Source organism: Limosilactobacillus oris (assembly GCF_025311495.1).
GTDB classification, from domain to species: Bacteria; Bacillota; Bacilli; order Lactobacillales; family Lactobacillaceae; genus Limosilactobacillus; species Limosilactobacillus oris_A.
On record NZ_CP104398.1, the window covers coordinates 1268369 to 1289147 of the forward strand.

Consider the following 20779-nt stretch of genomic DNA (forward strand, 5'->3'; position numbering starts at 1 on the left):
GGACCCGGTTTTATTATGCCGATTTTGAATTGGAGGAATGGTGATGAATAATCAACCAACAGAAGAACTAAAACGGTCGTTAGGTTTTTGGTCGGCAATTTCGATTGTCGTGGGGACAATTATTGGTTCAGGAATCTTCTTCAAGCAGGGTTCTGTCCTTGATAGTGCCGGTTCGTCAACTCTCGCCATTGCTGCCTGGGTATTCGGGGGAATTATTACCCTAACTGGTGGGTTAACCATCGCCGAAATTGGGGCGCAAATGCCATACACCGGTGGCCTTTACGTCTATATTGAAAATCTCTACGGCCGGATTCTCGGTTTCCTTGCCGGCTGGATGCAGATAATCATCTACGGCCCCGCAATAATCGCTTCGGTTGCCGGGTTTATGAGTATCTTAATGGCCAACTTCTTTGGTCTTGGCACCGCGTGGCGGATTCCAATGGCCGTCATCACTGTTCTGGCAATCGGTGTGATGAACCTTTTCGAAAACAAGGTTGGGGCAATCTTTGCCATCATTACAACGACGGGGAAAATGATCCCGATCGCAGCAATCATTATCTTTGGTCTCCTCTTTGGTAACCAGCACGCCTTCGGTCAAACCGTTACCGAAGTTCAACACGCTACTGGGGGCTTCGGTGTCGCCGTCTTAGCAACCCTCTTCGGTTACGACGGTTGGATCCTAATCGCTAACCTTGGTGGTGAGATGAAGAACCCGCAAAAGCTGCTACCAAGGGCAATCATCTTGGGAATTACCGCTGTCCTAATAATCTACACGTTAATTACTATCGGAATCCTCAAGTTCCTGCCGGCGAACTTAATCCACCGTCTGGGTGAAAATGCCACTGCCTATCTAGCAACTAAAGCCTTTGGCGCGATTGGTGGCAAACTTCTCTCGGCCGGAATTATCATCTCGATGATGGGAACCCTGAACGGGAAAATGATTACCTTCCCACGGATTGTTTACGCAATGGCACGCCGGGGCGACCTGCCATTCTCGCGTTTTCTATCGTTTGTTACGCCCAAGGGGAAGTCGCCCGTCATTGCCACATTGTTCATTGTGGCCCTCGCAACGGTGATGATGTTCTTCTTCGATCCCGACCACCTCTCGGATCTCTGTGTCTTCACTGTTTACTGCTTCTACCTGTTAGCATTTTTGGGGATCTTTATTCTAAGAAAGAAAAATAAGGAGAACCGTCCCTTCAGCACCCCTCTTTACCCGCTTGTCCCAATCATTGCGATTGCCGGTGGAATCTTCGTCCTGGTCAGCGAACTGTTCAACGATCCGGCCGGTGTCCTGCTCTTCATCGGAATCGTCATCGTTGGCCTTCCCATCTTCTACGCTGTTAAACGAATGGATGCCAAGCGGATGTAAAAAAGTGCCTTTACTGCGCGCTGAAAGACGAACGCCGCAAATCTGCTGCCTGCCAGCCGATTTGCGGTGTTTTTTAATCACTTCTTCGTAAATGCCGAACATTAAACGACGATTTTTAAAATAACGATTGATTTTTAACTATTTTCATTGTATTATCAAGTTAAATCTAAACGATATTTGAAATTTAATTTGTATTGTTCGTATTTAGGAGGTTATCATGCACTGGTTTGCAGATATTATGGCGGCGCTCGGCGTTGTCCTTAACGGGATTCCCCAGGGGATTATGGCGATGGGCCTTGGCTTTGCCGTTTTTCCCACCACGTTTTCATTTCTCTTAGTCTCTGGGATTAACCTTGCTTTTAATTCCGTCGCCCCGGTTTCGTTCCAGGCCGAGTCGCTCGCGTTGACCGGCAATCTGGGGAAAAACACCCGCGAGTATACCTCGATCATTTTTGGTGGCTCGATCATCATGCTGATTATCGGGCTCACCGGGACGCTGACCAGGATTGTGCAGGTGTTTGGCAACCATATCATCACCGCCATGATGGCCGGCGTCGGCATCATGCTGGCGAAAATCGCCCTCAACATGAGCAAGGGCCACGGCTGGACCGGCTGGGTTTCCATTGCGGTAGCCGTCATGACCTACTTGCTTTCCAAGGACCTGGTCTGGACAATTTGCCTGTCCGTCATTCTATCAAGCCTCTTTGCGGTCTTCGTTGAACACTACCAAAACGAGTTGCCCCAGAACGTCACTGTCCGCCGTTTCATTTTCACCAAGCCGCTCTTCAACCTACGAATTCTGCGGGGAGCACTGGGCCTGGCCTGCTTAAATATCGGAGCTAACCTCTCATACGGGTTGATTACCGGGCAAATGACCGGGATTAAGCCCAACCCCGTCAACCTGAACCTCTTGACCTCCTCCCAAGCCCTGGCCGACATGGGAACCAGCCTGCTCGGCGGTGCCCCGGTCGAAACAATCATCTCCGCGACGGCGAGCGCCCCAGAACCAGTGATTGCCGGAGTCCTAATGATGCTGATCATGGCCGTGATCCTGTTCGTCGGCTGGCTTCCCAAGATTGGGAAGTACGTCCCCAGCAGCTCCATCGCCGGCTTTTTGCTGGTCCTCGGCCTCTTTGTGACTTTTCCGGAAAATGCCGCCACCGCCCTGGCCGGTAAGGAACAGCTGACTGCCGCGACCACGCTGGTGATTACCGCTCTCGTCGATCCCTTCACCGGTTTACTGGCCGGTGGAGCAATGAAGTTTGTCCTGCCACTGCTTGGTCTTTAATTTAAGGAGGCTCACCGTGACTAACTATTACCAACTAAAACTCGGTCCCCTGAAGCGCAGACTGCCAATTATCCCCATCAGTGCGGACACGGCCATCGCTTCGTTTGTCCTCCTCGGAGATGACGAATTGTCCCTCACCGCCGCTGACATGCTTAGACCTCAGCTGCCAGCACAGTTTGACTACATCGTGACAGTGGAAAGTAAGGGCATTCCCTTCGCCCACGACCTCAGCCTCGCCACACGACACCCCCGTTCCTTCGTTATCCGCAAATCGATCAAGGGCTACATGCGCGAACCGCTAGAGCAGGACGTTAATTCAATTACGACTAAACAGAAGCAGGAATTGGTTCTCGACGGTCAGGACGCTCAGCTGCTTCAAGGAAAGAAAGTCCTGCTCGTTGACGACGTGATTAGCACCGGCAGCTCCATTCACTCGGCTGCTACCCTGCTAGAAAAGGCTGGTAGCCACGTTGTCGGCAAGGTCGCTATCCTCGCTGAGGGGGACGCCGCCAAGCGCGACGACATCATTTTTCTTGCTAAGCTGCCGCTGTTCAAACCCGACGGTACTATCAAGGCCTAAGTATTTCCAAGCAGAATTGTGAGTGGGAAATAACCTTCTCGACAGGGCGTATGGCTAACCTATAACGATAGTTGGCACGGGCCGGCTATCGTTCGTAGGCAAATAGCCTTGCTTCGCGGCGTTAGACACTATTCCTGTGGTTACGACACGCAGTTAGCCTATTGGTTTCGCACGTTATCTTTATAATAGTTAAGAACTAGCAAGAGGCTGGTGAGAAAACCATCGTTTTCTCCCAGCCTCGTGATTATTTCCATCCCTACTTGCACTAGCCCTTTAAAGACATAATAACCAGCACTGCACTATTAAGCAGAAAGAGGGTCCTCAATGGGTAGAAAAGCCAATTACTGCTGATTCTGTCGTCAAGCCAAATTCCACCCCAGATCAGGATAAAGTTTAATCCTGAACAGGCCCGAACAATTACTTGGGCGTTCAACTTCATTAAATATTCCTCCAAATTTACCATAATATTTCAGGCGTCCTGCCGTCTAAATTGCGAAAGTGCGTGCTCACTTGCTAGATTGTGGCAAGGCCAGAAAAACAACCAGCCCGACGGCAAACAGCACTGCTAAGGACGCTATCCCGATCGTCGACTTCCCCGTTAGCTGGGTGACCAGGCCGACAACGAGCGGCCCTAGGATTGCCGAAAACTTACCCAAAATATTGTAAAAGCCGAAAAATTTGCTGCTTGCTTCCTTCGGGATAAGCTGACCAAAGTAGGACCGGCTCAAAGCCTGCAACCCGCCTTGACTGGTACCGATTAAGATTGCCAGGAACCAGAAATCAAACAAGCTATCAAGCTTTAGGGCATATAAACAAATAAACAAGTAAACGCAAATCCCAGTCAGGACGGCAGCCCGACTGGACTTCCGCCGGGCCAGCCAGCCGTACAGGAGGGAAAACGGAAAGGCAATTAGCTGGACTACCAATAAGAAAATCATCCGCGTGGTAGTGTCAACTCCCATGTCCTTCCCAATCGCGGTTGCCATCGTGAAAATGGTATCGACCCCGTCAATATAAAAGAAGTAGGCGACCAAAAACCAGGTAACCCGGCGGTACTGTTTGATGTGCCGGAAAGTCATCACCAGCCGCCGCAGACTATCGGTCAGGGGGTTGCGTACCGCCGTCACACTATACCGCTGGTGCCCGTAACGAAGCAGGGGCCAGGCGAAAACAATCCACCAGACCGCGGCAACGATAAAGCTAAACTGGGCCACGCCATAGCTGGACAGCAAACCGCCAAGAACGGTGGGTTGGAAGATCGTCAGGCCATCATTGAACGGATCCACGGGGCGGCCTAATATCATCCCCTCGATAAACTCTGCCTGAGCCCGCAATTTGGTTTTGCCTTGACCGAAGGATTGCAGACCAGCAATGGGCTAAGTTAAAGTTCGTCAAGCCCATTGCCGAAGAGGTTAGGGGTAACGACAACTAAAAAAATGGTCGGTTGACGCTTTCCATATGGAATGAACGTCAAGCGGCCATTTTAACTTACTCTGCTAATTTACCAACTACCGGCAAACCATCCAGCACTTTCTTTCCGTGGGGTGAGAGGTTGATCAAGACCTTGGTTAAATCTTGCCCAGCCTGGTTGCCGTGGTGCCGGCCGCCTTTCCAGGCTTCCTTACCAGAAACGTCATAGACGACCCCTTCAATTGCAACATAAGCAGGCTGTCCGTTCTGTCCGTCATACTTGCTGAGTTCTTCTTTAGTAAAAGTTTTGGTCATAAGCGCTCTCCTTTCTATTATTAACATTATTATATAGTATTAATCGGTAAAGCGGTAACAATATGAATAGTCTTAAAACAAACTTACGGTTCGGTCCTCCAATTTGCTACAATGAGGTTAACCATCTTAAAACGTGAGGAATTACCATGCAGCAACTATCAAACCGTCATTTGAATACCATTACGACCGTCTTCGTTCTCATCGCCTTCATGCTCGGCTGTAACGAATTCATGGTGGTCGGCAACCTGACCCTGATTGCCCACACCTACCATGAATCACTCCCCCACATTGCGGGACTGATTTCACTGTTTGCCTGGACCTACGCCCTGATGACGCCGGTGGTAACCCTCTATACCAACCGCTTCAATAAGTACCGGCTCCTGCTGGTGCTGATGCTGATTTTCCTTAGCGGGACCCTCATCAGCTCCTTTGCGCCAAACTATCCCTGCTTCCTCTTTTCCCGGGTCGTCACCGCTTCGGTCGCCGGAATCTTAGAGTCGCTAATCCAAGCCATCGTCTACCAACTCGCCCCCAACCAGAAGAAGCGGTCGGCGATAACCGCGCTGGTGTATACCGGTTTTAGTATCGCTACCGTCCTGGGATTACCGCTAGGAACGCTGATTGCTGACCTCTGGAACTGGCAGGCCGCCTTTATTATGGTCGCGGTCGTTACTGCCATTTCCACCGTCCTGGCCGCAATCCTGGTGCCCCGGAAGCTCGCCATCCCCGCTAGTGGAATTCGGGACCAGCTGACTCTTCTCCGAGATAAGAACATTTGGCTGGGCATCGGCTTCGTCACTTGCGCGGCCGCTACTTTATACGGTTACTATACTTATATTCGGCCGTTAATTCGGCAAACACTGGGCTTTAGTACTACCATGCTCAGTGTAATCCTAATGCTCCTCGGTGGGATTGACGTCATCAGCAGTCTCCTTTCCGGCCGGCTCGGGGCCAAAAATGGAATGCGACGGTTACACGGTGTTTACCTCGCCATTCTCTTCCTGCTCGCACTTTTCAGTACCGCCATGTGGACACCGGCGACTGGAATCCTGGTGCTCAGTCTGCTGGGGCTGCTGATTCCCCTCTTTAGCTCACCAATCCAGCTCTATTTTTTAAACATTGCCAGCAGCAAGTACCCGGCCGGAGTCATGCTGGCGTCATCACTAAGCCCCGTCTTTTATAATATCGGGATTGCCACCAGCTCTCTCACCGCGGCCACGACCCTCCGCCACTTTGGACTGGCAAATCTGGGCTGGAATTCCTTTGCCTACGCCCTGATTACCCTGCTCCTCCTGGTCCTGATTAACCGCCGGACCGCACAGGCGGCCAGCGCTGATGGTCATTTTACCATTCCTTAATTTCTGGTTCACACTTATGACAAAAAGTAAGGGTATCCTTATTTGTGAGAAAGAAGGTGGACACAGTAGGGGTTATTTTTCGACTGGTCAAGCGCCTCGCCTGGTGGATCCTCATCCTGGGAGTTGGCTGGTACTACTTTAACAACCAGCAGTTTCAGCAGGCAACTAACCAGCGGCTGTGGCAGGCCCGCGAACGGGTTGCTCAGCTGGTTACTGGTACTAAGGCAACTAGCAGTAGTAAGAATGGCAACCAATCCAGCAGCAAGGCTGCCGGGGCCGACCAGGTGCCAACTAATGGACGCTGGCCTAGCCAAGAAGCGACCGTGTTCGTAAATACCGGCAACACCACTTTAGATAACGCGACAAACGCGGCCATTCAGAGTTGGAACCAAACGGGAGCCTTCCGCTTCCGAACCACTACGGACCAGCAGCAGGCAGACATTGTCGTCAAAAAGATGGACGACAACAACACTAGTGCAGCGGGCCTGACCGAAGCATCGACTAACCCGGTTACCGGGAGAATGGTCCACGCGGATGTATACCTCAACCAGCACTACCTGCTCAACCCGCTCTATGGTTACTCTAACCAGCGGATTATCAACACGGCAGAGCACGAACTCGGCCACGCCATCGGACTTGACCACACCAATAACGTCTCGGTAATGCAGCCTGCTGGCTCGTACTACACAATTCAGCCAGCTGACGTGCAGGCCGTCAAGAAACTGTATTCAAATTAATTTAATAACGCAGCCGCGACTTGGGCACAGTGCTCGAGCCGCGGCTTTTACATTGTTCCACATGAAACACAAAACAGGGGCGCCGCGAATATCTATTCCAGCGCTCCTGCTTTCCGTCTTTTTACGAAAAAGGAGGTTATTCAGTTACGTTTTCTGCCAATTGAGCAGCGTAGTCAATCCCCTTTGCGTCCATGTAGTTAGTAATTTGCTTAATCGTGATGAATGGAACGTGAACCCGTTGGGCTAATTCAAAGAGGCTATCCCGACGGGCCATCGTACCGTCTTCTTTCAAGACTTCAATGATGACCGCTACTGGTTCCTTGCCAGCCAGGTATGCCAAGTCAACGGACGCTTCCGTGTGGCCAGTCCGGTCACGCAGGCCGTGTTCCTGGGCATACAGTGGTTGAATGTGTCCTGGATGGTTAAAGTCACTTGCCTGCGCATCAGGCTTGGCAATTTGTCGAATTGTTGCTGCACGGTCAAAGGCGGACACGCCGGTAGTTACCCCCGTCGCCTCATAGGTCCCGTCTGCGGTAACCATGAATGGGGTCTGGTTCGGGTCGGTGCTGTGTTCGACCATCGGGACGAAGCCTAAACGGTGAGCAATCTTTTCCGTCACGGGAACACACATCAAGCCGTTAGCTTCGTTCAGCATTTCATAAACGGTTGCGGCGTCGATACCGTCGCCGAGTGCAACCAGGTCTCCTTCATTTTCCCGACTTTCATCATCGGCCAGGATAATGTAGCCGCCATTCTTCAATTGGGTCAGCGCGTCTTCAACAGTTGAGAATTCATTTTGCATGGGTTAACTTCTCCTTTATTCTCTCTAGTGACAGTGCAACAACATTCGAATGTGTCATTATAATAACGAACAAATAGGTTTAAATCAACCTGTTTTAAAATAAAATACGAATATTAATCTTAACTATAGTCGTAAAACAGTTTAAAACCGAATTAAGCTCTTCACCAATATTTATGTATACTATTTTATATAACATAGTATACATAAATCAAAAAAAAGTGGCAAAGTAACAACAGAAAGGAGCGGATGCCAAATGGCACAGATTAATATTAAAATCGATGATCAGCTAAAGGATGACGTAAGCCGTATTTTCAACGAGATGGGGCTCGATATTACTACCGGAATCAAAATTTACCTCAAGCGTGTCCAACAGGATCAGCGGATTCCGTTTGAATTAACTAGTCACCACAGTTTTGACGCGAAAAAAGTTGCCCAGCAATACCAGGCCGGTGATCAAGCGACGGTAAATAACCTAAACAGTCTCTTCAAAGAGCTGAATAAGACGCCACACACCGCCAGCATCGGTGGTCAGATCCTGGATGGGCATCCAGCTCAGGACGAGGGCAACGGTATCGGCCAAAACATCTTAAACAAGCGCTAATTACCAGTCGACTTTTATACTTACAGAACGCGAAGGCCACCAGAGCTCGGTTTTACCAAACCTTGGTGGCCTTCGTGTTTTTATCGCAATGCCTAGCTACGCATCAATTTCTGGGGCCTGATCTAATTCAGCCTGCAACATCCAAATTTTCTTTTCAATCGCGGTCTTAAAGCCAATGAAAATATCTTGGGTGGAGTAATCTTTCTCGGTGTCGGACACTTCAATTCCGTGCTGGTATAAAGCGGCTAGGTAACGGTAGCCGTCTACCAGATGAGCTAACCGCTCTGGAGTAGTCTTGTCAAAGTTACCCGGCCAATCTTTAATCTTTGTATTAGCAGCCATTTCCGCAAGCGTCGAAAACGGGTGTCCATCAAGGGCCAGCAGCCGTTCAGAAATAACATCCAATTGGTCATTGATTTCATCCATAAAGTCATCCATCAACGGGTGCAACTTCAAGAAATTGGTGCCCCGCATGTACCAATGGGTCTGGTGGATCACCATCGCCATCTGGCTAAGATCGGCAACAAGTTGGTTCAACGTCTCTTTGGTAGCAGTGTACTTCATATTAGCGTCTCCTTTCCCATTTCTCAAATTATAACAGAAACAAGAATGCGCTTTCAATCAATCTGCTTGCAAAAAATCCCGCCAAGCCAACCTTAATAGATCAACCTGGCGGGATTTGCGAATTAAGTTGGGCTAGCTGGATTCGAACCAGCGCATGACGGTACCAAAAACCGTTGCCTTACCGCTTGGCTATAGCCCAATCAAGTGACCCGTGCGGGATTTGAACCCACGATACCAGCGTGAAAGGCTGGTGTCTTAACCACTTGACTAACGGGTCATTTGCAATACTAGTTAATTTTAGCAAGGCTCCGCGCAAAAGGCAAGGATTTTTTATCAATAGGACCGGCGGCTAATCAAGCTGCCATATCTATGCCGCTGCCCAGCTAACTGCTGCGCCCGGTTTTCCGCTAGGATCCAGTAGTCGACCTCATGAGCGGCCAGCAACGGCCGGTAATTCTGCGGATCCCGCTGCCGGTATTCCTGACCTTGCCGATCGAGTTCCTGCTCATAGATTTGCTGGCAGTCGGCGACGGTTGCCGCTTGTGCTAAGTAACGTTGGTAGTCACTGCCCATCTGCTTACTCCTTATCCTGCAAAAAAGTTGTGACGGTCTGTAAAATCTCAGCGAGCTTCGGCCCCTCCAGGAGGTGACCTTCTCCCGGCATGAGGTAGAGCTTGCTCTGTGGGAAAATCACGTTGTACTTGCGCGCCGCCTCTGGGGAAACGACCTGGTCATCCTCACCGTGAACAATGAGGGTCGGGCCGGCAAAGTGCTGGGCCGTCTCGTAAATCGGCAGCAACTGGGCAGTCCGGAAATACTGACCACTGACCGCCTGGCCGTGAACCGGCACCGTCAGCGGAATCTGGTTCGGGTCGTACTTGCTTCCCTGAAATTCCCCCTTGAGGGCATCGTCCTTGAGCGTTGCCGCGGGTGCCAGTAGGACAAGCTTGGCAATTACGTCACGGTAGTAGCCAGCCAGCATCGAAGCCACCACACCACCTTGGGAATGTCCCACCAGGTCAATTTTCTTTGCGCCGAGCGTGGTCCGGGCATAGTCAATGATTGCCATCCCGTCCAGCAGCTCACTCAGCACCGTCATTTCAGCAAAATTGCCGTCACTTTCCCCGCAGCCGGCAAAATCAAAGCGCAGAGTCGGAATACCAGCGTCATTCAGCGCGTGCGACAAATCATAGAGCAGTTTTCCCTGGTAATTGCCCCGGTCGCCCATAAAGCCGTGCATTAAGATTGCCACGTGATCATTATGGAGGGTCGCCGTTCCCTCCAAGAGGCCACGGAGGGTGCGGCCTTCCCGTTTGATTTCAACTTCCATACTATTCTCCTCTGTGTTCAAAACGTTGCTATTGTTATTCTAGCCCATTTTAAGCTGAGAAAACAGGGAGCGAGACAGAAGTCGAAATCGACTTCGTTTTCGAGCCCCCGTCGACGCGCAGCTAGTCTTTAGAAAGCACAAAGAGAGCTTCAGTGTTCGACTTTGCCGAGCACTGAAGCCCCTTTGTGTACTGCGCTGTTCGTCTTTTATCTAAGTAACAGTACTTATGTCATAACCCTTAATCCTATTTAGCTGTTAGGTAACCCTGAGCTTTAAGCAATTCAGCGAGTTCAATCGCCCCGCCAGCGGCCCCCCGGGCGGTGTTGTGGGACAGGCCAATAAACTTCCAGTCAAAGAGCTTGTCTGACCGGAGACGGCCAATGGAAATCCCCATCCCGTGTTCAAAGTTGACGTCGTAGCGGACCTGGGGCCGGAAGTCGTCATCCAGGTACTGGATAAACTGCTTAGGCGCGCTCGGCAAATCCAGCCGTTGTGGTTCACCACTGTAGTCTTCTAGCGCCTTGATCAGTTCTTCCTTCGTCGGGTCCTGCTTGAAGTTAACGAAGGCTGCGACCGTGTGTCCGTACAGGACCGGCACACGGAGACACTGACTCGTAATCACCGGTGATTCGGCCGGGACAATCGCCTTTTTCTCATCATCAACGTGACCCCAAATCTTGAGGGGTTCGTCCTCAGACTTCTTTTCCTCACCCGGAATATACGGAATCACGTTCCCCTGAATTTCCGGTGCGCCCTCTAAGGTCTTGCCGGCGCCAGAAATTGCCTGGTAGGTGCAGGCCAGGACCTGGGTTGGTTCAAACTGCTTCCAGGCAGCCAGCGCCGGGGTGTAACTCTGGATGGAGCAGTTCGGCTTGACGGCTACGAAACCGCGCTGGGTGCCGAGCCGTTCGCGCTGGTACTTGATTACCTCCGTGTGGTCCGGGTTGATCTCTGGAACCACCATCGGCACGTCCGGCGTCCACCGGTGGGCACTGTTGTTGGAAACGACTGGCGTTTCGTGCTTTGCATACTCGTCTTCTAGCTGGCGAATAGCATCCTTGTCCATATGAACTGCGGAAAAGACAAAGTCGACTTGGGAAGCAACCGCAGCAACATCCTCCGCATCCAAGATCGTCAGGTCCTTGACCCTTTCTGGAATCGGCGTCTCCCCCATCTTCCAGCGATCCTTGACGGCGTCCCCGTACTTTTGCCCGGCGCTGTGCTTGCTGGCTGCCACCACCGTTACCTTGAACCAGGGGTGGTTCGCCAATAACGTCACAAACCGTTGGCCAACCATTCCAGTCGCGCCAATTACACCAACCTTTAATTGCTCACCCATTACGAAAACCCTCCACATCTATTTTCATTAGTCTTTAATTAACTTCTAATATACACTTGTTATGCGAAAGATTCCAGAAGATTACTTACAAAAAATCCTGCGTGTTCACGACTTGGAAACGCAGGATTTCTCTATCATTTTAATTAATGCTAAACAATTTTCACCCCACCGTCACAGAGGATCGTTTGCCCCGTGACATAGTCTGACTGCTCGCTCACCAAGAATTCAACTACCTTCGCATCATCGGTGTGTTAACAATTCCGGGTGCATAGGCATTGACGGTAATGCCCTGCTTTGCTAAATCCCGCGCCGCAACCTGGGTGAGGCCGCGAACCGCAAACTTGCTACTGCTATAAAGCAATTCATTCTTGTTGCCACGGACTCCGGCTTGGGAGGTCGCATTAATAATCTTACCGACAATTTCTTTGCCGCTGCGGGTCTTCTGTTTAAATTGTTCCAGGGCCGCTTGAATCCCCCACATATCGCCTCACATTCATCACCTTGTTAAACAGTTCCGGAGTAACGTCCTCAATCTTAGTGACTGGGCCCAGCCCAGCATTATTAACTAAGACGTCAAAGCCGCCTAGTTGATCCGCCGTTGTTTGAACAGCCTGACGGAAGTTAGCACGGTCCGCAACGTTTAATTCGACCGCCATTGCTTCACCACCGTCTTGGTTAATCTCTTGGGCAACTTTTTGTGCGTTGGCAAGATTCAAGTCCGCAATTGACAGTGCAAACCCGGCCTTAGCCAAGCGAAGCGCGATTGCCCGGCCAATTCCTTGCCCTGCTCCAGTAACCATTGCCACTTTTTTGCTTGCTACCATCAGATTACTTCCTTTCGCTAAACTAAACTCTAGTACCAGGCCGGCTTATCACCGTCAGTGTGGGGCTTGTTCACCCCTAAATCCTTGCGGGCGTACTTTGCGGGAGCCGCGATGATGGCCGCCACCAAAGTACCGATCGACTTCCGCGAAACCTCGGTTCCCTTGAAAGTCTCACCCCGTTCGGTCGTTTCGTACTCCACCTCGTCCTTATTGGTCAACCAGGCTGGGCGAATAATCGTGTAGTCCAGGTCAGAGGCGGAAATTACATCCGCAGCCTTCCGGTAAGTTCCCAGGTAGCTGTCTTCCTGGCCGCCACCCAGCATTTCGTTATTCCACTCGCCAAACTTGCCCGGGACCTCGTCATAAATTCCAATCGAAGAAATCCAGACGAGCTGCTTGACCTTATTCTTATCCATCGCCGCCACGATGTTCTTCGCCTGCTGCTCAATCTCCGGATTACGTAAGTTAGCGTATACCACGTCCGCTTGTGCCACGGCTGCATCTAGGCTCGTGAGATCCAGGGTATCACCCTTAATAACGGTTTCCCGTGCTTCATCCGTGACGGTCAGGTGTTGCGGATGACGGGTGAAAAGCAGCAGGTGGGCATCCGTTTCGTCCAGCAGGGCCGTAATTGCGTGGCCCGCGATTTGTCCAGTCGCACCAAGAATCAAAACTTGTTTCGTCATTTTTTCTTCCTCCTATTTCTTTAGTACACTTTCAGTATAGCTGGGTTGCACCTTATTAAAAGTAAGCACTTTTGGGTAAGCAGGTTACCCCGGAGTAAGAATTGTAAGCGCTGTGCCGCCGCGCGCAATTTAAATTAATTTGCCCTATAATGGCAGTAGGAACAATCCAGTGAGGAGGGGCAAAATGAAAATTGTAATTGCCGACTACGCGGGGTCAATGATGCCCAGCCACGAACTAGAAAAGCAGGTCTTATCAGCCGGGCTGCCAGGCTGTCAAATTTGTACCTATCCCTATCACGATGACCAGCGGGCCGACTTTCTCCAGCTCGTCCACGATGCCGATGCACTGCTGACTGCCTTTATCAAAATCGACGAGGAGGTGTTAGCGGCAGCGCCACGGCTTAAAGTGGTCTCAATCAACGCTACCGGCTACGACAACGTAGATCTAGCAGCGGCCCGCCGCCACGGAGTTGCCGTTTGTCCTGTCGGTGAATACTGCACGGCGGACGTCGCGGAGTTCACCATTACAACAATGCTGGCCCTGGTCTGCAATCTCAAGGTATATCTAACCGACGTCGATGTTCACCAGCAGTGGCGTTACGACTATGCCCAGCCTAACCGGCGCCTTAGTAATCTGACCCTGGGAATTTTTGGTCTGGGAAAGATTGGCCGGGCAGTGGCAACCCGGGCCGCAGCGCTGGGAATGCGGGTGCTGGCAGTGGACCCTTTTATCAGCCAGAAGGACTACGCTAAGGTTGATGACCGGGCCCAGTTGGTTCCCGCGGCCACCCTCTTCCAGCAGGCCGACATTATCAGCAACCACATGAACCTCAACGATAGCAACTACCACTTCTTTACCGCCGACCGGTTTAAGCAGATGGTCAAGCACCCCTACTTTATTAACATGGCCCGGGGTGCTGAAGTGGACGAACCCGCCCTGGTGGCTGCCCTCGACAGTGGGCAGCTAAAGGGTGCGGCTCTTGACGTGCTGGCGACTGAATTCCCCGACCTGACCACTAATCCCCTAGTTGGCCGTGACAACGTCCTGGTCACCCCACACGCGGCCTTTTACAGCAGTGACTCCCTAACTGCTTTACAGAGAATTTCCTGTCAAAACATTGTCGACTACCTCACCGGGCACCCCGAAAAGGTCTTTAAACTCGTTGTTAATCCAAAGGAGGATTCACATGACTATCCCAGCTAAAATGTATAATACCGGTGCCGACTACGCCCTCTCCATCATCGGTGGGAAGTGGAAACCGGTGATCTTGTACCTCCTCGCCGGCCACCCGCGGCGAACCGGCGAACTCGTCAAGCAGCTGGGAACTTCCCACAAAGTCTTGAGCGTTCAATTGCGGGAGCTGGCCGACGCTGGGATTGTCAGCCGCAAGAGTTTCAACACGATGCCGCCCCACGTCGAGTACCAGCTGACCGCGGAGGGTGAAAACCTCTACGCCGCCCTCCGCTACCTCAACTACTGGGGTGAACAAAAGGCAGCGACTAGTTCTACGGTGAAAATTATGTGTACTAACCAGATGAAGTCTGCCGGTGATGATGGTCTCTGCGTAATTACCAGGCAGCACCTCCACCACTGGAAGCAGGAAATTGTTAAGCAGGATTAAGTTTCATGTGAAACATAGCCAACATAAAAAGGGAAGATAATGTAGTGTCATTCGTAAAGTGACCGCGATTATCTTCCCTTTTGGCTTAAATTTTCTTATGTTTCAGGGCGAATCCCAAAGATCAATGAAACAATCAGTACCAAGATGACCGCCCCGACAATTGATGGAATAATTGCCATCCCTGCTACCTGTGGGCCCCATGCACCGAGGATTGCTTCCCCAAGAGCCGACCCAACCAATCCGGCAATGATGTTGCTAATAACACCCATTGAGCCGCCCCGCCTGGTGATGGCACCAGCTGCTAACCCGATCACACCACCGACAATTAATACCCATAACCAATGCATTTATTTCGCCTCCCTTGTTTTCTCGCTCATCTTTTCTTTAACGTCCTGCAATTTATCCTTCGCCTTGCCAAAAGTTTTTTGGACCTTGCCGGCTACCTGTTCACCCTTATCATTGGTCAACTTACCTTTGACCTCCTTGAGCTTACCAGCTACCTGGTCCTTTAATCCGTGTTTATCGCTAACCATCGTCCTCAAACCTTTCTATCGTTACCCTGTGATATTACAGTTCGGGTCTTTCTCCCGGTGACTAGTGACATTTGCTGATTTTAGTTTATCAACTTGCAATACCGGGTACAATAAATTAGCGATTGGCTTAGGGCTTAATTAAGCAACCTTAAAACTTCTTAAATTTTAATAATACAAAAATGCTACTAATGTATGATAAATCATCACTAGCAGCATTTCACTACCCTATTTACTTCTAATTCTTTAGGAATTGGTCCGCACAGGCTAGGGCCTTCCCACCATAAACGGTAGATGGGCCGCCACCCATCATGATGGCAACGTTAATCGTTTCGACGATTTCGTCCCGGGTTGCTCCCAGCTTAATCGCTCCTTTGACGTGCTGAACAATGCAACCCTCACAGCGAATCGCTACCGCAATGCCGAGTGCTTCCAGGGCCTTCGTCTTGCTATCCAATGCCCCCGCCTTAATTGCCTCCTCATGAACACCGAGGAATGCCTTTCCGGTTGCTCCGGTGCTAGCAAAGAGGTTCTTGTTGTTTGCCATTACTTCATTCAGTTCTTGCTTGTAATCTGTCATGTCAATCTTCCTTTCATTTATTAACACTTGCCCACTTATCGTCAATGATACATCTTAGAAAGCGCTTTCTCAAGTGATGTTAAAACGGGGGTTCAGAACCCGGCTACGGCCACTTCTGAACCCCTGTTTTGCTTTTCTAAAAATTGTCTACTGCAAAGAATCCCAAGCTGTCAGTTCAACTGGCTGCTGAGCAGCTAAGTCTTGGAGGTCCTTACTCAGGTACTTCTTGTTGATAACCGCTTCGTAAGTATATTCTTCAAACCAATCCTGGGTCATCACAAAGTAGCCGTTGTCACCGTTATCCTTGCCCCAGCTGTTTTCAATCTTCCAGCGGGTCGGCTGGTCATTTACGAGGTCAAAGCCGGTCAGGGTCATGGCGTGGGAAACCATTGCCTGCCGTGATTCCAGCCGGTCCTTCTTGTCCATGGTAAAGTCGACACCCAATAGTTCCTCACGGTGGAAGAGCTTGGCGTCCATTAGCCCCCGCTTGCGGTCCATCTGCTGGAGAACATCATTGCCGACCCAGACGGTTTCCCCGGCCTTCAGCTGCTTGATTGCGGCTTCCTGCAGGTCTGCGAACGGGACGTTGACGAACTTAATTGGCACCCCACCAACAACGCTATCCTGGCTTGGCATGGAGTAAACCCGCTGGTAGTCGTGATCGGGTGCATTGGTAACGACCACGTAGTCGTTGAAGTTAGTATCAAAGTACTGGTGATAGAAGTCTAGGGGCGTCAAGTCCAGTACCTGGTGGAACTTCTTGTCGTCATCACGGAATTCCAGGTCAAACTTAACCGGTGGTTCACCAAAGGCATAGGCAGCGACCTTGTACACGTCAGCCATCATCCGTTCCCGGGCCTTGGCGAGTTCATCCGCGCTATCCCCATGGCTGACCATCCGCCGCAACTCCAACGCGTCCTTGCGCATCAGATAGTTCATCACTTCGGCCACATCGCTGGTGTCCTTAGTGTTGTGAGTATCCGGCATCACGTATTCCGGAACGACCCCGTACTTTTCAATAATTGAAGCCGCGTTAGCCCACTGACCACCATCATTTAGGGCGAAGTTGAGGTAAAAGTCGACCAGCCGGTCATGGAGCGGCCGATCCGCGGTCGCAATCACCTTTTGGAAGAACATATTGGCCCGTTCGATCCGGTCCCAGAAGAACAGGTAGTTTTGGGAAAGTTCAAAGTCCTTGAAGTGGTACTTCGTGGCGAACTTGTGCCGGAGCGTGTTCAGGGCCGCAAATGACCAGCAGCGCCCACTGTGCCGTTGGTTGCTGGGCTTCCCGGTTTTAATTTCGTACGAAAATGCCCGGTGGAGTCGTTCGCTGGCTGCCGGGTCCTCGCTGGCGTTCTTAATCCCGTTCTTTTGAATGGCCCGGGCGATGACGGCAGCGTCCCGCCGGTGGTGAAAGGCCTGTTGATATTTTTTAACCATCTTGGCCGTTAGTTCTTGTTCAGACATAATCTGCCTCCTCAAATTCGTTGATTATTTCTATCTTAGCACTTTCGAGGAATTTGCAGTGCTAAAAAGGCTGGCTGCGAGTTCTCCCGCTGCCAGCCCCAAGACATTAATTTTCTTCTTTTAACTTTCGCTTGACCATCGCGGGGTCGGCCTTACCTGGGTTTAGTTCCACGAGTTTGCCTGAGCCGCTATAAATAATCCACTCCGCCAAGTTGACAATGTGGTCCCCGGACCGCTCCAGGTAGCGGATCACGGAGAGGTAGGTCCCGTAGCTTTTGACGTCCTCCCGCGACTTGACCAGGGCATCCATGATGGCATCCTGCTGCTGGACGTAGATCAGGTCGACCTGCAAGTCCTCGTTGGCGACCTCGTAGGCCTTCTGCTCATCGGTATAGACGTAGGCGTCCATGACCTTCTCCAGCATCTGGCGAACGATCATCATCATTTTCTCAATCTGCTTTTCGACCTGCTCGTCAGCCTCGTCCGCGCTCAGCCTGATTCCTGCCCGGGCGATGTGGGCCGCGTAATCCCCTAACCGTTCGACATCCGAACTGGCCTTCAAGATTGAAATAATCTTCCGAAAGTCCGTCGCCACCGGTTGCTGGAGGGCCATCAGCTTGAGGGCCTGTTTTTCCAGCTGAATTTCCTCGTCGTTTAGCTGGTGGTCATTTTCTAGTACCTGGCGAGCCAGCTGGGCATCCTTTTCATTAAAGGCCTTCGTCGCTTGGTAGATTTGCTCGCTGGCGTCAATTCCCATCTCCATAAAGCGGCCGCGCAGCCGTTTTAATTCATCATCAAAGATTGCTCCCATGGTCTTCCTCCTAACCAAACTTACCGCTGAGGTAGTCTGCCGTTTGCTCTTCCTGCGGGTTCATGAAAATCTGCGAAGTCGGGCCGAATTCGACCAGCCGGCCCTGGTGCATGAAGGCTGTCCAATCCGCCGACCGCGACGCCTGCTGCATGTTGTGGGTCACCATGATAATGGTAAACTGTTCCTTTAATTGTACTAGGGTATCCTCGATTTGCGAAGTCGAAACCGGGTCGAGAGCACTAGTCGGCTCGTCCATCAAGATGATTTCTGGCCGAACCGCCAGCGTCCGCGCGATACAGAGCCGCTGCTGCTGGCCCCCGGAAAGTGCCAGTGCGCTCTCCTTTAGCTGGTCTTTGACTTCATCCCACAGGGCGGCCTGGCGGAGACTCTCCTCCACCCGCTGGTCCAGTACCTGGCGGTCACGCTCCCCGGCCAACCGCAGGCCGTAGATGACGTTCTCGTAAATTGACAGCGGAAAGGGGGTCGGCTGTTGGAAAACCATCCCGATTTGCTGCCGAACCCGGTAAACGTTGACGTCCGGCTGGTTGATATTGAAACCGTGAAAATTAATCAGCCCGGTCACGGTAGCGAGATTATCGTTCATCCGGTTAAGACTCCGCAGGACCGTCGACTTCCCCGATCCTGACGCGCCAATCATTGCCGTGATCTGGTGGGCCGGAAACTTCAGTGACACGTCCTGGACCACCTGTTTGTCGCCGTAAGCGACGTGGAGGTCTTTGACTTCTAGTGCGATTTGTTCTGTCATTTTATCCCATCCTTACTTTGCCAGTCGCCGCTTAATCAGGTAGCCAACCAAGCGGGCGAGTAAATTGAACGCTAAGATCGTAATAATCAAGACCGCCGCGGACCCATTGGAAACGGCCCGGGCGTCGGGAACCAAGCCCTCGCTGTTGACCTTCCAAATGTGAACCGCCAGGGTTTCCGCCGGGCGTAACGGATTGAGGAAGCTGGTCGGACTGAAGGGGTTCCAATCGGTGTAGCTGATCGCTGGAGAACTCTGTCCCGCGGTGTAAATCAAGGCCGCCGCTTCCCCAAAAATCCGCCCGGCACTCAGAATGGCCCCGGTGATAATGCCAGACAGGGCCGCCGGCAAGACAATCTTGGTGGTCACTCGCCACTTCGACATCCCCAGTCCCAAGCCGGCCTGGCGTTGCAACTGCGGTACCTGCTGCAAAGCGTCCTCGCAGGACCGTGTCAACAGGGGCAGGTTCAAAATGGTCAACGCCAGGGCCCCCGCTAGCAGGGAAAAGTCCAGGCCAAATTGGAGCACGAAGACCAGGTAACCGAACAGGCCAATTACCACTGACGGCAAGGAGCTCAGCACCTCGATTGCCAGGCGGAGGGTGGCCGTCAGGCGGTTTTGCGGCGCGTACTCGCTCAAGTAGATGGCCGCGCACAACGCCAGGGGTACCGAGACCAGCATGGTCAAGACGACTAGGTATAAGGAGTTAAACAACTGGTCCCGGATTCCGCCACCGCTCTTGAAGGATTCGGCTGGTGAGAAGAGGAAGTGCCAGGAAACGTTTGGCAGGCCGACAGCGAGGAGGTAGGCCAGGAAACTGATGATTAACAGGCCAACCAGCCCGGCCAGCGAGAGAACAACCGCAGTGGCAATTTTATCAACTTTTTCTGCCCGCATTAGTGAGCCCCTTTCTTGGCGACCAGCCGGAGAAGCAGGTTGAACGCCAATGACATTAGCAACAAGATCAACGCCAGTGACCAGAGGGCGTTATTGGAGGTGGTCCCCATGACGGTGTTCCCGATTCCAGTCGTCAGCACACTGGTCAGGGTCGCGGCCGAAGACATCAGCCCGTGCGGCATGACCGCCGCGTTCCCAATCACCATTTGCACGGCGAGGGCCTCACCAAAAGCCCGGGCCATCCCAAAGATCATTGCCGTTAGGATGCCGCCCTTGGCACTGGGGATCACTACCCGGATAATGGTCTGCCAACGGGTCGCCCCCAGCCCTGCCGAAGCGAGCCGGTATTGTTTTGGAACTTGCCGGAGGTTGTCAATCGTCATTGAGGTCATGGTTGGTAACACCATCAAGAAGAGCACGCAGGTGGCTGCCAGGATTCCAAAGCCGGTTCCGCCAAAGAGCCGGCCCAGCCGCGGCACGATCACGGTCAGGCCAACGTAGCCATAGACGACCGAGGGAACGCCGACCAGCAGCTCAATTACGGGCTGGATGAGCTGGTTGACCCGCGGGGGCAGCATTTCCGTAATTGCGACCGCACTGACCAGGGCTAGGGGTAAGGCAACAATTCCTGCCAGGAGGGTCACCGCAAAGGAGGTGACGATCATCGGCAAGGCACCGTACAAGTGATGACTCGGCTGCCAGTTCACGCCGCTCAGGAATTTGCCCAGGGAATAGCCATTCTTGGTGAAGAGTGCCAAGCCCTTACTCGTTAAGAAAATGAGGATCGTGGCGACCAAGCCGCCGATAACTATAATTGCTAAATAGCTGATGATTTTCCCCCGCCAATCCTGACGGCTCTCCGCAGACGGGGTCAGCAGCTCCTGTTTGACTTTATCCATCCCG

General features: G+C 51.9%; 23 protein-coding genes, 2 tRNA genes and 2 pseudogenes. 8 read left to right on the top strand and 19 right to left on the bottom strand.

Annotation, left to right across the window (positions count from 1 at the left end; translation table 11 throughout):
• Nucleotides 1–43: 43 nt before the first annotated feature.
• The 3 genes from N4599_RS06355 (at nt 44) to N4599_RS06365 (ending at nt 3240) form a co-directional block, all read left to right on the top strand.
• Entirely contained in the window at nt 44–1372 is a 1329-nt protein-coding gene (locus N4599_RS06355; RefSeq protein ID WP_260898544.1) for an APC family permease, read from the top strand.
• A gap of 217 nt (nt 1373–1589) precedes the next feature.
• On the top strand, nt 1590–2660 hold the full coding sequence (locus tag N4599_RS06360; protein ID WP_062814044.1) for a hypothetical protein: 1071 nt from the start codon (nt 1590–1592) through the stop codon (nt 2658–2660).
• Nucleotides 2661–2676: 16 nt separating this feature from the next.
• On the top strand, nt 2677–3240 hold the full coding sequence (locus N4599_RS06365) for a phosphoribosyltransferase family protein (RefSeq protein WP_062814045.1): 564 nt from the start codon (nt 2677–2679) through the stop codon (nt 3238–3240).
• Nucleotides 3241–3746: 506 nt separating this feature from the next.
• Here N4599_RS06365 and N4599_RS06370 read toward each other — a convergent pair.
• Together N4599_RS06370 and N4599_RS06375 are read right to left on the bottom strand one after the other, a co-directional pair.
• Nucleotides 3747–4478 (bottom strand): annotated as a pseudogene (locus N4599_RS06370) (MFS transporter); the annotation flags it as partial.
• A 250-nt stretch (nt 4479–4728) separates the two neighbouring features.
• Nucleotides 4729–4965, bottom strand: a complete 237-nt coding sequence (locus N4599_RS06375; RefSeq protein ID WP_003714292.1) for a cytochrome b5 domain-containing protein — start codon at nt 4963–4965, stop codon at nt 4729–4731.
• 146 nt (nt 4966–5111) lie between these two features.
• Here N4599_RS06375 and N4599_RS06380 point away from each other — a divergent pair, with 146 nt between their 5' ends.
• Nucleotides 5112–6323: an MFS transporter gene (locus N4599_RS06380; RefSeq protein WP_191364041.1), complete on the top strand. Its 1212-nt coding sequence runs from the start codon at nt 5112–5114 to the stop codon at nt 6321–6323.
• Between the two features lie 56 nt (nt 6324–6379).
• Nucleotides 6380–7060 (top strand): M57 family metalloprotease, encoded by a 681-nt coding sequence (locus tag N4599_RS06385; RefSeq protein ID WP_062814046.1) that lies wholly within the window; start codon nt 6380–6382, stop codon nt 7058–7060.
• A gap of 136 nt (nt 7061–7196) precedes the next feature.
• Here the strand turns inward: N4599_RS06385 and ribB are convergent, their stop codons facing one another.
• A complete protein-coding gene (gene ribB / locus N4599_RS06390) occupies nt 7197–7862 on the bottom strand; it encodes a 3,4-dihydroxy-2-butanone-4-phosphate synthase (protein WP_191364015.1) in 666 nt (221 codons plus the stop codon).
• 253 nt (nt 7863–8115) lie between these two features.
• On the opposite strand from ribB, the gene N4599_RS06395 reads away from it, so the two are divergent.
• Nucleotides 8116–8463: a type II toxin-antitoxin system RelB/DinJ family antitoxin gene (locus N4599_RS06395; RefSeq protein WP_007123797.1), complete on the top strand. Its 348-nt coding sequence runs from the start codon at nt 8116–8118 to the stop codon at nt 8461–8463.
• 96 nt (nt 8464–8559) lie between these two features.
• Here the strand turns inward: N4599_RS06395 and N4599_RS06400 are convergent, their stop codons facing one another.
• The 8 genes and pseudogenes from N4599_RS06400 to N4599_RS06440 form a co-directional block, all read right to left on the bottom strand.
• Nucleotides 8560–9027 (bottom strand): Dps family protein, encoded by a 468-nt coding sequence (locus tag N4599_RS06400; protein WP_003715621.1) that lies wholly within the window; start codon nt 9025–9027, stop codon nt 8560–8562.
• Between the two features lie 127 nt (nt 9028–9154).
• Nucleotides 9155–9226, bottom strand: a tRNA-Gln gene (locus tag N4599_RS06405).
• A gap of 6 nt (nt 9227–9232) precedes the next feature.
• Nucleotides 9233–9304: transfer RNA gene (locus N4599_RS06410), tRNA-Glu, on the bottom strand.
• 56 nt (nt 9305–9360) lie between these two features.
• Nucleotides 9361–9600 carry a hypothetical protein gene (locus tag N4599_RS06415; RefSeq protein ID WP_191364014.1) on the bottom strand — a complete coding sequence of 80 codons (240 nt, stop codon included), beginning with the start codon at nt 9598–9600 and terminating at the stop codon, nt 9361–9363.
• 4 nt (nt 9601–9604) lie between these two features.
• Nucleotides 9605–10357: an alpha/beta hydrolase gene (locus N4599_RS06420; RefSeq protein WP_191364013.1), complete on the bottom strand. Its 753-nt coding sequence runs from the start codon at nt 10355–10357 to the stop codon at nt 9605–9607.
• 244 nt (nt 10358–10601) lie between these two features.
• Nucleotides 10602–11696, bottom strand: coding sequence for an aspartate-semialdehyde dehydrogenase (gene asd, locus N4599_RS06425; RefSeq protein WP_191364012.1), 1095 nt, complete (start codon nt 11694–11696; stop codon nt 10602–10604).
• Between the two features lie 149 nt (nt 11697–11845).
• A pseudogene (locus N4599_RS09930) lies at nt 11846–12520 on the bottom strand (SDR family NAD(P)-dependent oxidoreductase).
• A 29-nt stretch (nt 12521–12549) separates the two neighbouring features.
• The gene (locus N4599_RS06440) at nt 12550–13206 is read right to left on the bottom strand and encodes an SDR family oxidoreductase (protein ID WP_260898558.1); all 657 of its coding nucleotides are present in this window, start codon (nt 13204–13206) and stop codon (nt 12550–12552) included.
• Nucleotides 13207–13390: 184 nt separating this feature from the next.
• Between N4599_RS06440 and N4599_RS06445 the strand changes: the two genes are divergently transcribed.
• Both N4599_RS06445 and N4599_RS06450 read left to right on the top strand, forming a co-directional pair.
• Nucleotides 13391–14410, top strand: coding sequence for a hydroxyacid dehydrogenase (locus tag N4599_RS06445; RefSeq protein ID WP_191364010.1), 1020 nt, complete (start codon nt 13391–13393; stop codon nt 14408–14410).
• On the top strand, nt 14394–14828 hold the full coding sequence (locus N4599_RS06450) for a winged helix-turn-helix transcriptional regulator (RefSeq protein WP_191364009.1): 435 nt from the start codon (nt 14394–14396) through the stop codon (nt 14826–14828). The genes N4599_RS06445 and N4599_RS06450 overlap by 17 nt, the downstream gene beginning before the upstream one ends.
• A 95-nt stretch (nt 14829–14923) precedes the next feature.
• Here N4599_RS06450 and N4599_RS06455 read toward each other — a convergent pair whose 3' ends face one another.
• From N4599_RS06455 to pstC, 8 genes are all read right to left on the bottom strand, one after another.
• A complete protein-coding gene (locus N4599_RS06455) occupies nt 14924–15175 on the bottom strand; it encodes a GlsB/YeaQ/YmgE family stress response membrane protein (protein ID WP_191364008.1) in 252 nt (83 codons plus the stop codon).
• On the bottom strand, nt 15176–15361 hold the full coding sequence (locus N4599_RS06460; protein WP_062814055.1) for a CsbD family protein: 186 nt from the start codon (nt 15359–15361) through the stop codon (nt 15176–15178).
• 235 nt (nt 15362–15596) lie between these two features.
• Nucleotides 15597–15938: a carboxymuconolactone decarboxylase family protein gene (locus N4599_RS06465; protein WP_062814056.1), complete on the bottom strand. Its 342-nt coding sequence runs from the start codon at nt 15936–15938 to the stop codon at nt 15597–15599.
• A gap of 147 nt (nt 15939–16085) precedes the next feature.
• Complete coding sequence (locus N4599_RS06470) at nt 16086–17405, bottom strand: C1 family peptidase (RefSeq protein WP_407366411.1); 1320 nt, start codon at nt 17403–17405, stop codon at nt 16086–16088.
• 106 nt (nt 17406–17511) lie between these two features.
• The gene (gene phoU, locus N4599_RS06475) at nt 17512–18216 is read right to left on the bottom strand and encodes a phosphate signaling complex protein PhoU (protein ID WP_191364007.1); all 705 of its coding nucleotides are present in this window, start codon (nt 18214–18216) and stop codon (nt 17512–17514) included.
• Between the two features lie 10 nt (nt 18217–18226).
• Nucleotides 18227–18982 (bottom strand): phosphate ABC transporter ATP-binding protein PstB, encoded by a 756-nt coding sequence (gene pstB / locus N4599_RS06480; protein WP_191364006.1) that lies wholly within the window; start codon nt 18980–18982, stop codon nt 18227–18229.
• Nucleotides 18983–18994: 12 nt separating this feature from the next.
• On the bottom strand, nt 18995–19876 hold the full coding sequence (pstA, locus tag N4599_RS06485; RefSeq protein WP_191364005.1) for a phosphate ABC transporter permease PstA: 882 nt from the start codon (nt 19874–19876) through the stop codon (nt 18995–18997).
• On the bottom strand, nt 19876–20775 hold the full coding sequence (pstC, locus tag N4599_RS06490) for a phosphate ABC transporter permease subunit PstC (protein WP_191364004.1): 900 nt from the start codon (nt 20773–20775) through the stop codon (nt 19876–19878). Before pstC ends, pstA begins: the two co-directional genes overlap by 1 nt.
• Nucleotides 20776–20779: the final 4 nt, after the last annotated feature.

Coding starts and splice junctions, on each gene's coding strand:
- N4599_RS06395 (WP_007123797.1), top strand. CDS start 8,116: ATGGCACAGATTAATATTAAAATCGATGATCAGCTAAAGGATGACGTA.
- pstC (WP_191364004.1), bottom strand. CDS start 20,775: ATGGATAAAGTCAAACAGGAGCTGCTGACCCCGTCTGCGGAGAGCCGT.
- asd (WP_191364012.1), bottom strand. CDS start 11,696: ATGGGTGAGCAATTAAAGGTTGGTGTAATTGGCGCGACTGGAATGGTT.
- N4599_RS06420 (WP_191364013.1), bottom strand. CDS start 10,357: ATGGAAGTTGAAATCAAACGGGAAGGCCGCACCCTCCGTGGCCTCTTG.
- N4599_RS06400 (WP_003715621.1), bottom strand. CDS start 9,027: ATGAAGTACACTGCTACCAAAGAGACGTTGAACCAACTTGTTGCCGAT.
- pstB (WP_191364006.1), bottom strand. CDS start 18,982: ATGACAGAACAAATCGCACTAGAAGTCAAAGACCTCCACGTCGCTTAC.
- N4599_RS06355 (WP_260898544.1), top strand. CDS start 44: ATGAATAATCAACCAACAGAAGAACTAAAACGGTCGTTAGGTTTTTGG.
- N4599_RS06360 (WP_062814044.1), top strand. CDS start 1,590: ATGCACTGGTTTGCAGATATTATGGCGGCGCTCGGCGTTGTCCTTAAC.
- N4599_RS06465 (WP_062814056.1), bottom strand. CDS start 15,938: ATGACAGATTACAAGCAAGAACTGAATGAAGTAATGGCAAACAACAAG.
- N4599_RS06375 (WP_003714292.1), bottom strand. CDS start 4,965: ATGACCAAAACTTTTACTAAAGAAGAACTCAGCAAGTATGACGGACAG.
- N4599_RS06445 (WP_191364010.1), top strand. CDS start 13,391: ATGAAAATTGTAATTGCCGACTACGCGGGGTCAATGATGCCCAGCCAC.
- N4599_RS06415 (WP_191364014.1), bottom strand. CDS start 9,600: ATGGGCAGTGACTACCAACGTTACTTAGCACAAGCGGCAACCGTCGCC.
- N4599_RS06380 (WP_191364041.1), top strand. CDS start 5,112: ATGCAGCAACTATCAAACCGTCATTTGAATACCATTACGACCGTCTTC.
- N4599_RS06455 (WP_191364008.1), bottom strand. CDS start 15,175: ATGCATTGGTTATGGGTATTAATTGTCGGTGGTGTGATCGGGTTAGCA.
- ribB (WP_191364015.1), bottom strand. CDS start 7,862: ATGCAAAATGAATTCTCAACTGTTGAAGACGCGCTGACCCAATTGAAG.
- phoU (WP_191364007.1), bottom strand. CDS start 18,216: ATGGGAGCAATCTTTGATGATGAATTAAAACGGCTGCGCGGCCGCTTT.
- pstA (WP_191364005.1), bottom strand. CDS start 19,876: ATGCGGGCAGAAAAAGTTGATAAAATTGCCACTGCGGTTGTTCTCTCG.
- N4599_RS06440 (WP_260898558.1), bottom strand. CDS start 13,206: ATGACGAAACAAGTTTTGATTCTTGGTGCGACTGGACAAATCGCGGGC.
- N4599_RS06460 (WP_062814055.1), bottom strand. CDS start 15,361: ATGGTTAGCGATAAACACGGATTAAAGGACCAGGTAGCTGGTAAGCTC.
- N4599_RS06470 (WP_407366411.1), bottom strand. CDS start 17,405: ATGTCTGAACAAGAACTAACGGCCAAGATGGTTAAAAAATATCAACAG.
- N4599_RS06450 (WP_191364009.1), top strand. CDS start 14,394: ATGACTATCCCAGCTAAAATGTATAATACCGGTGCCGACTACGCCCTC.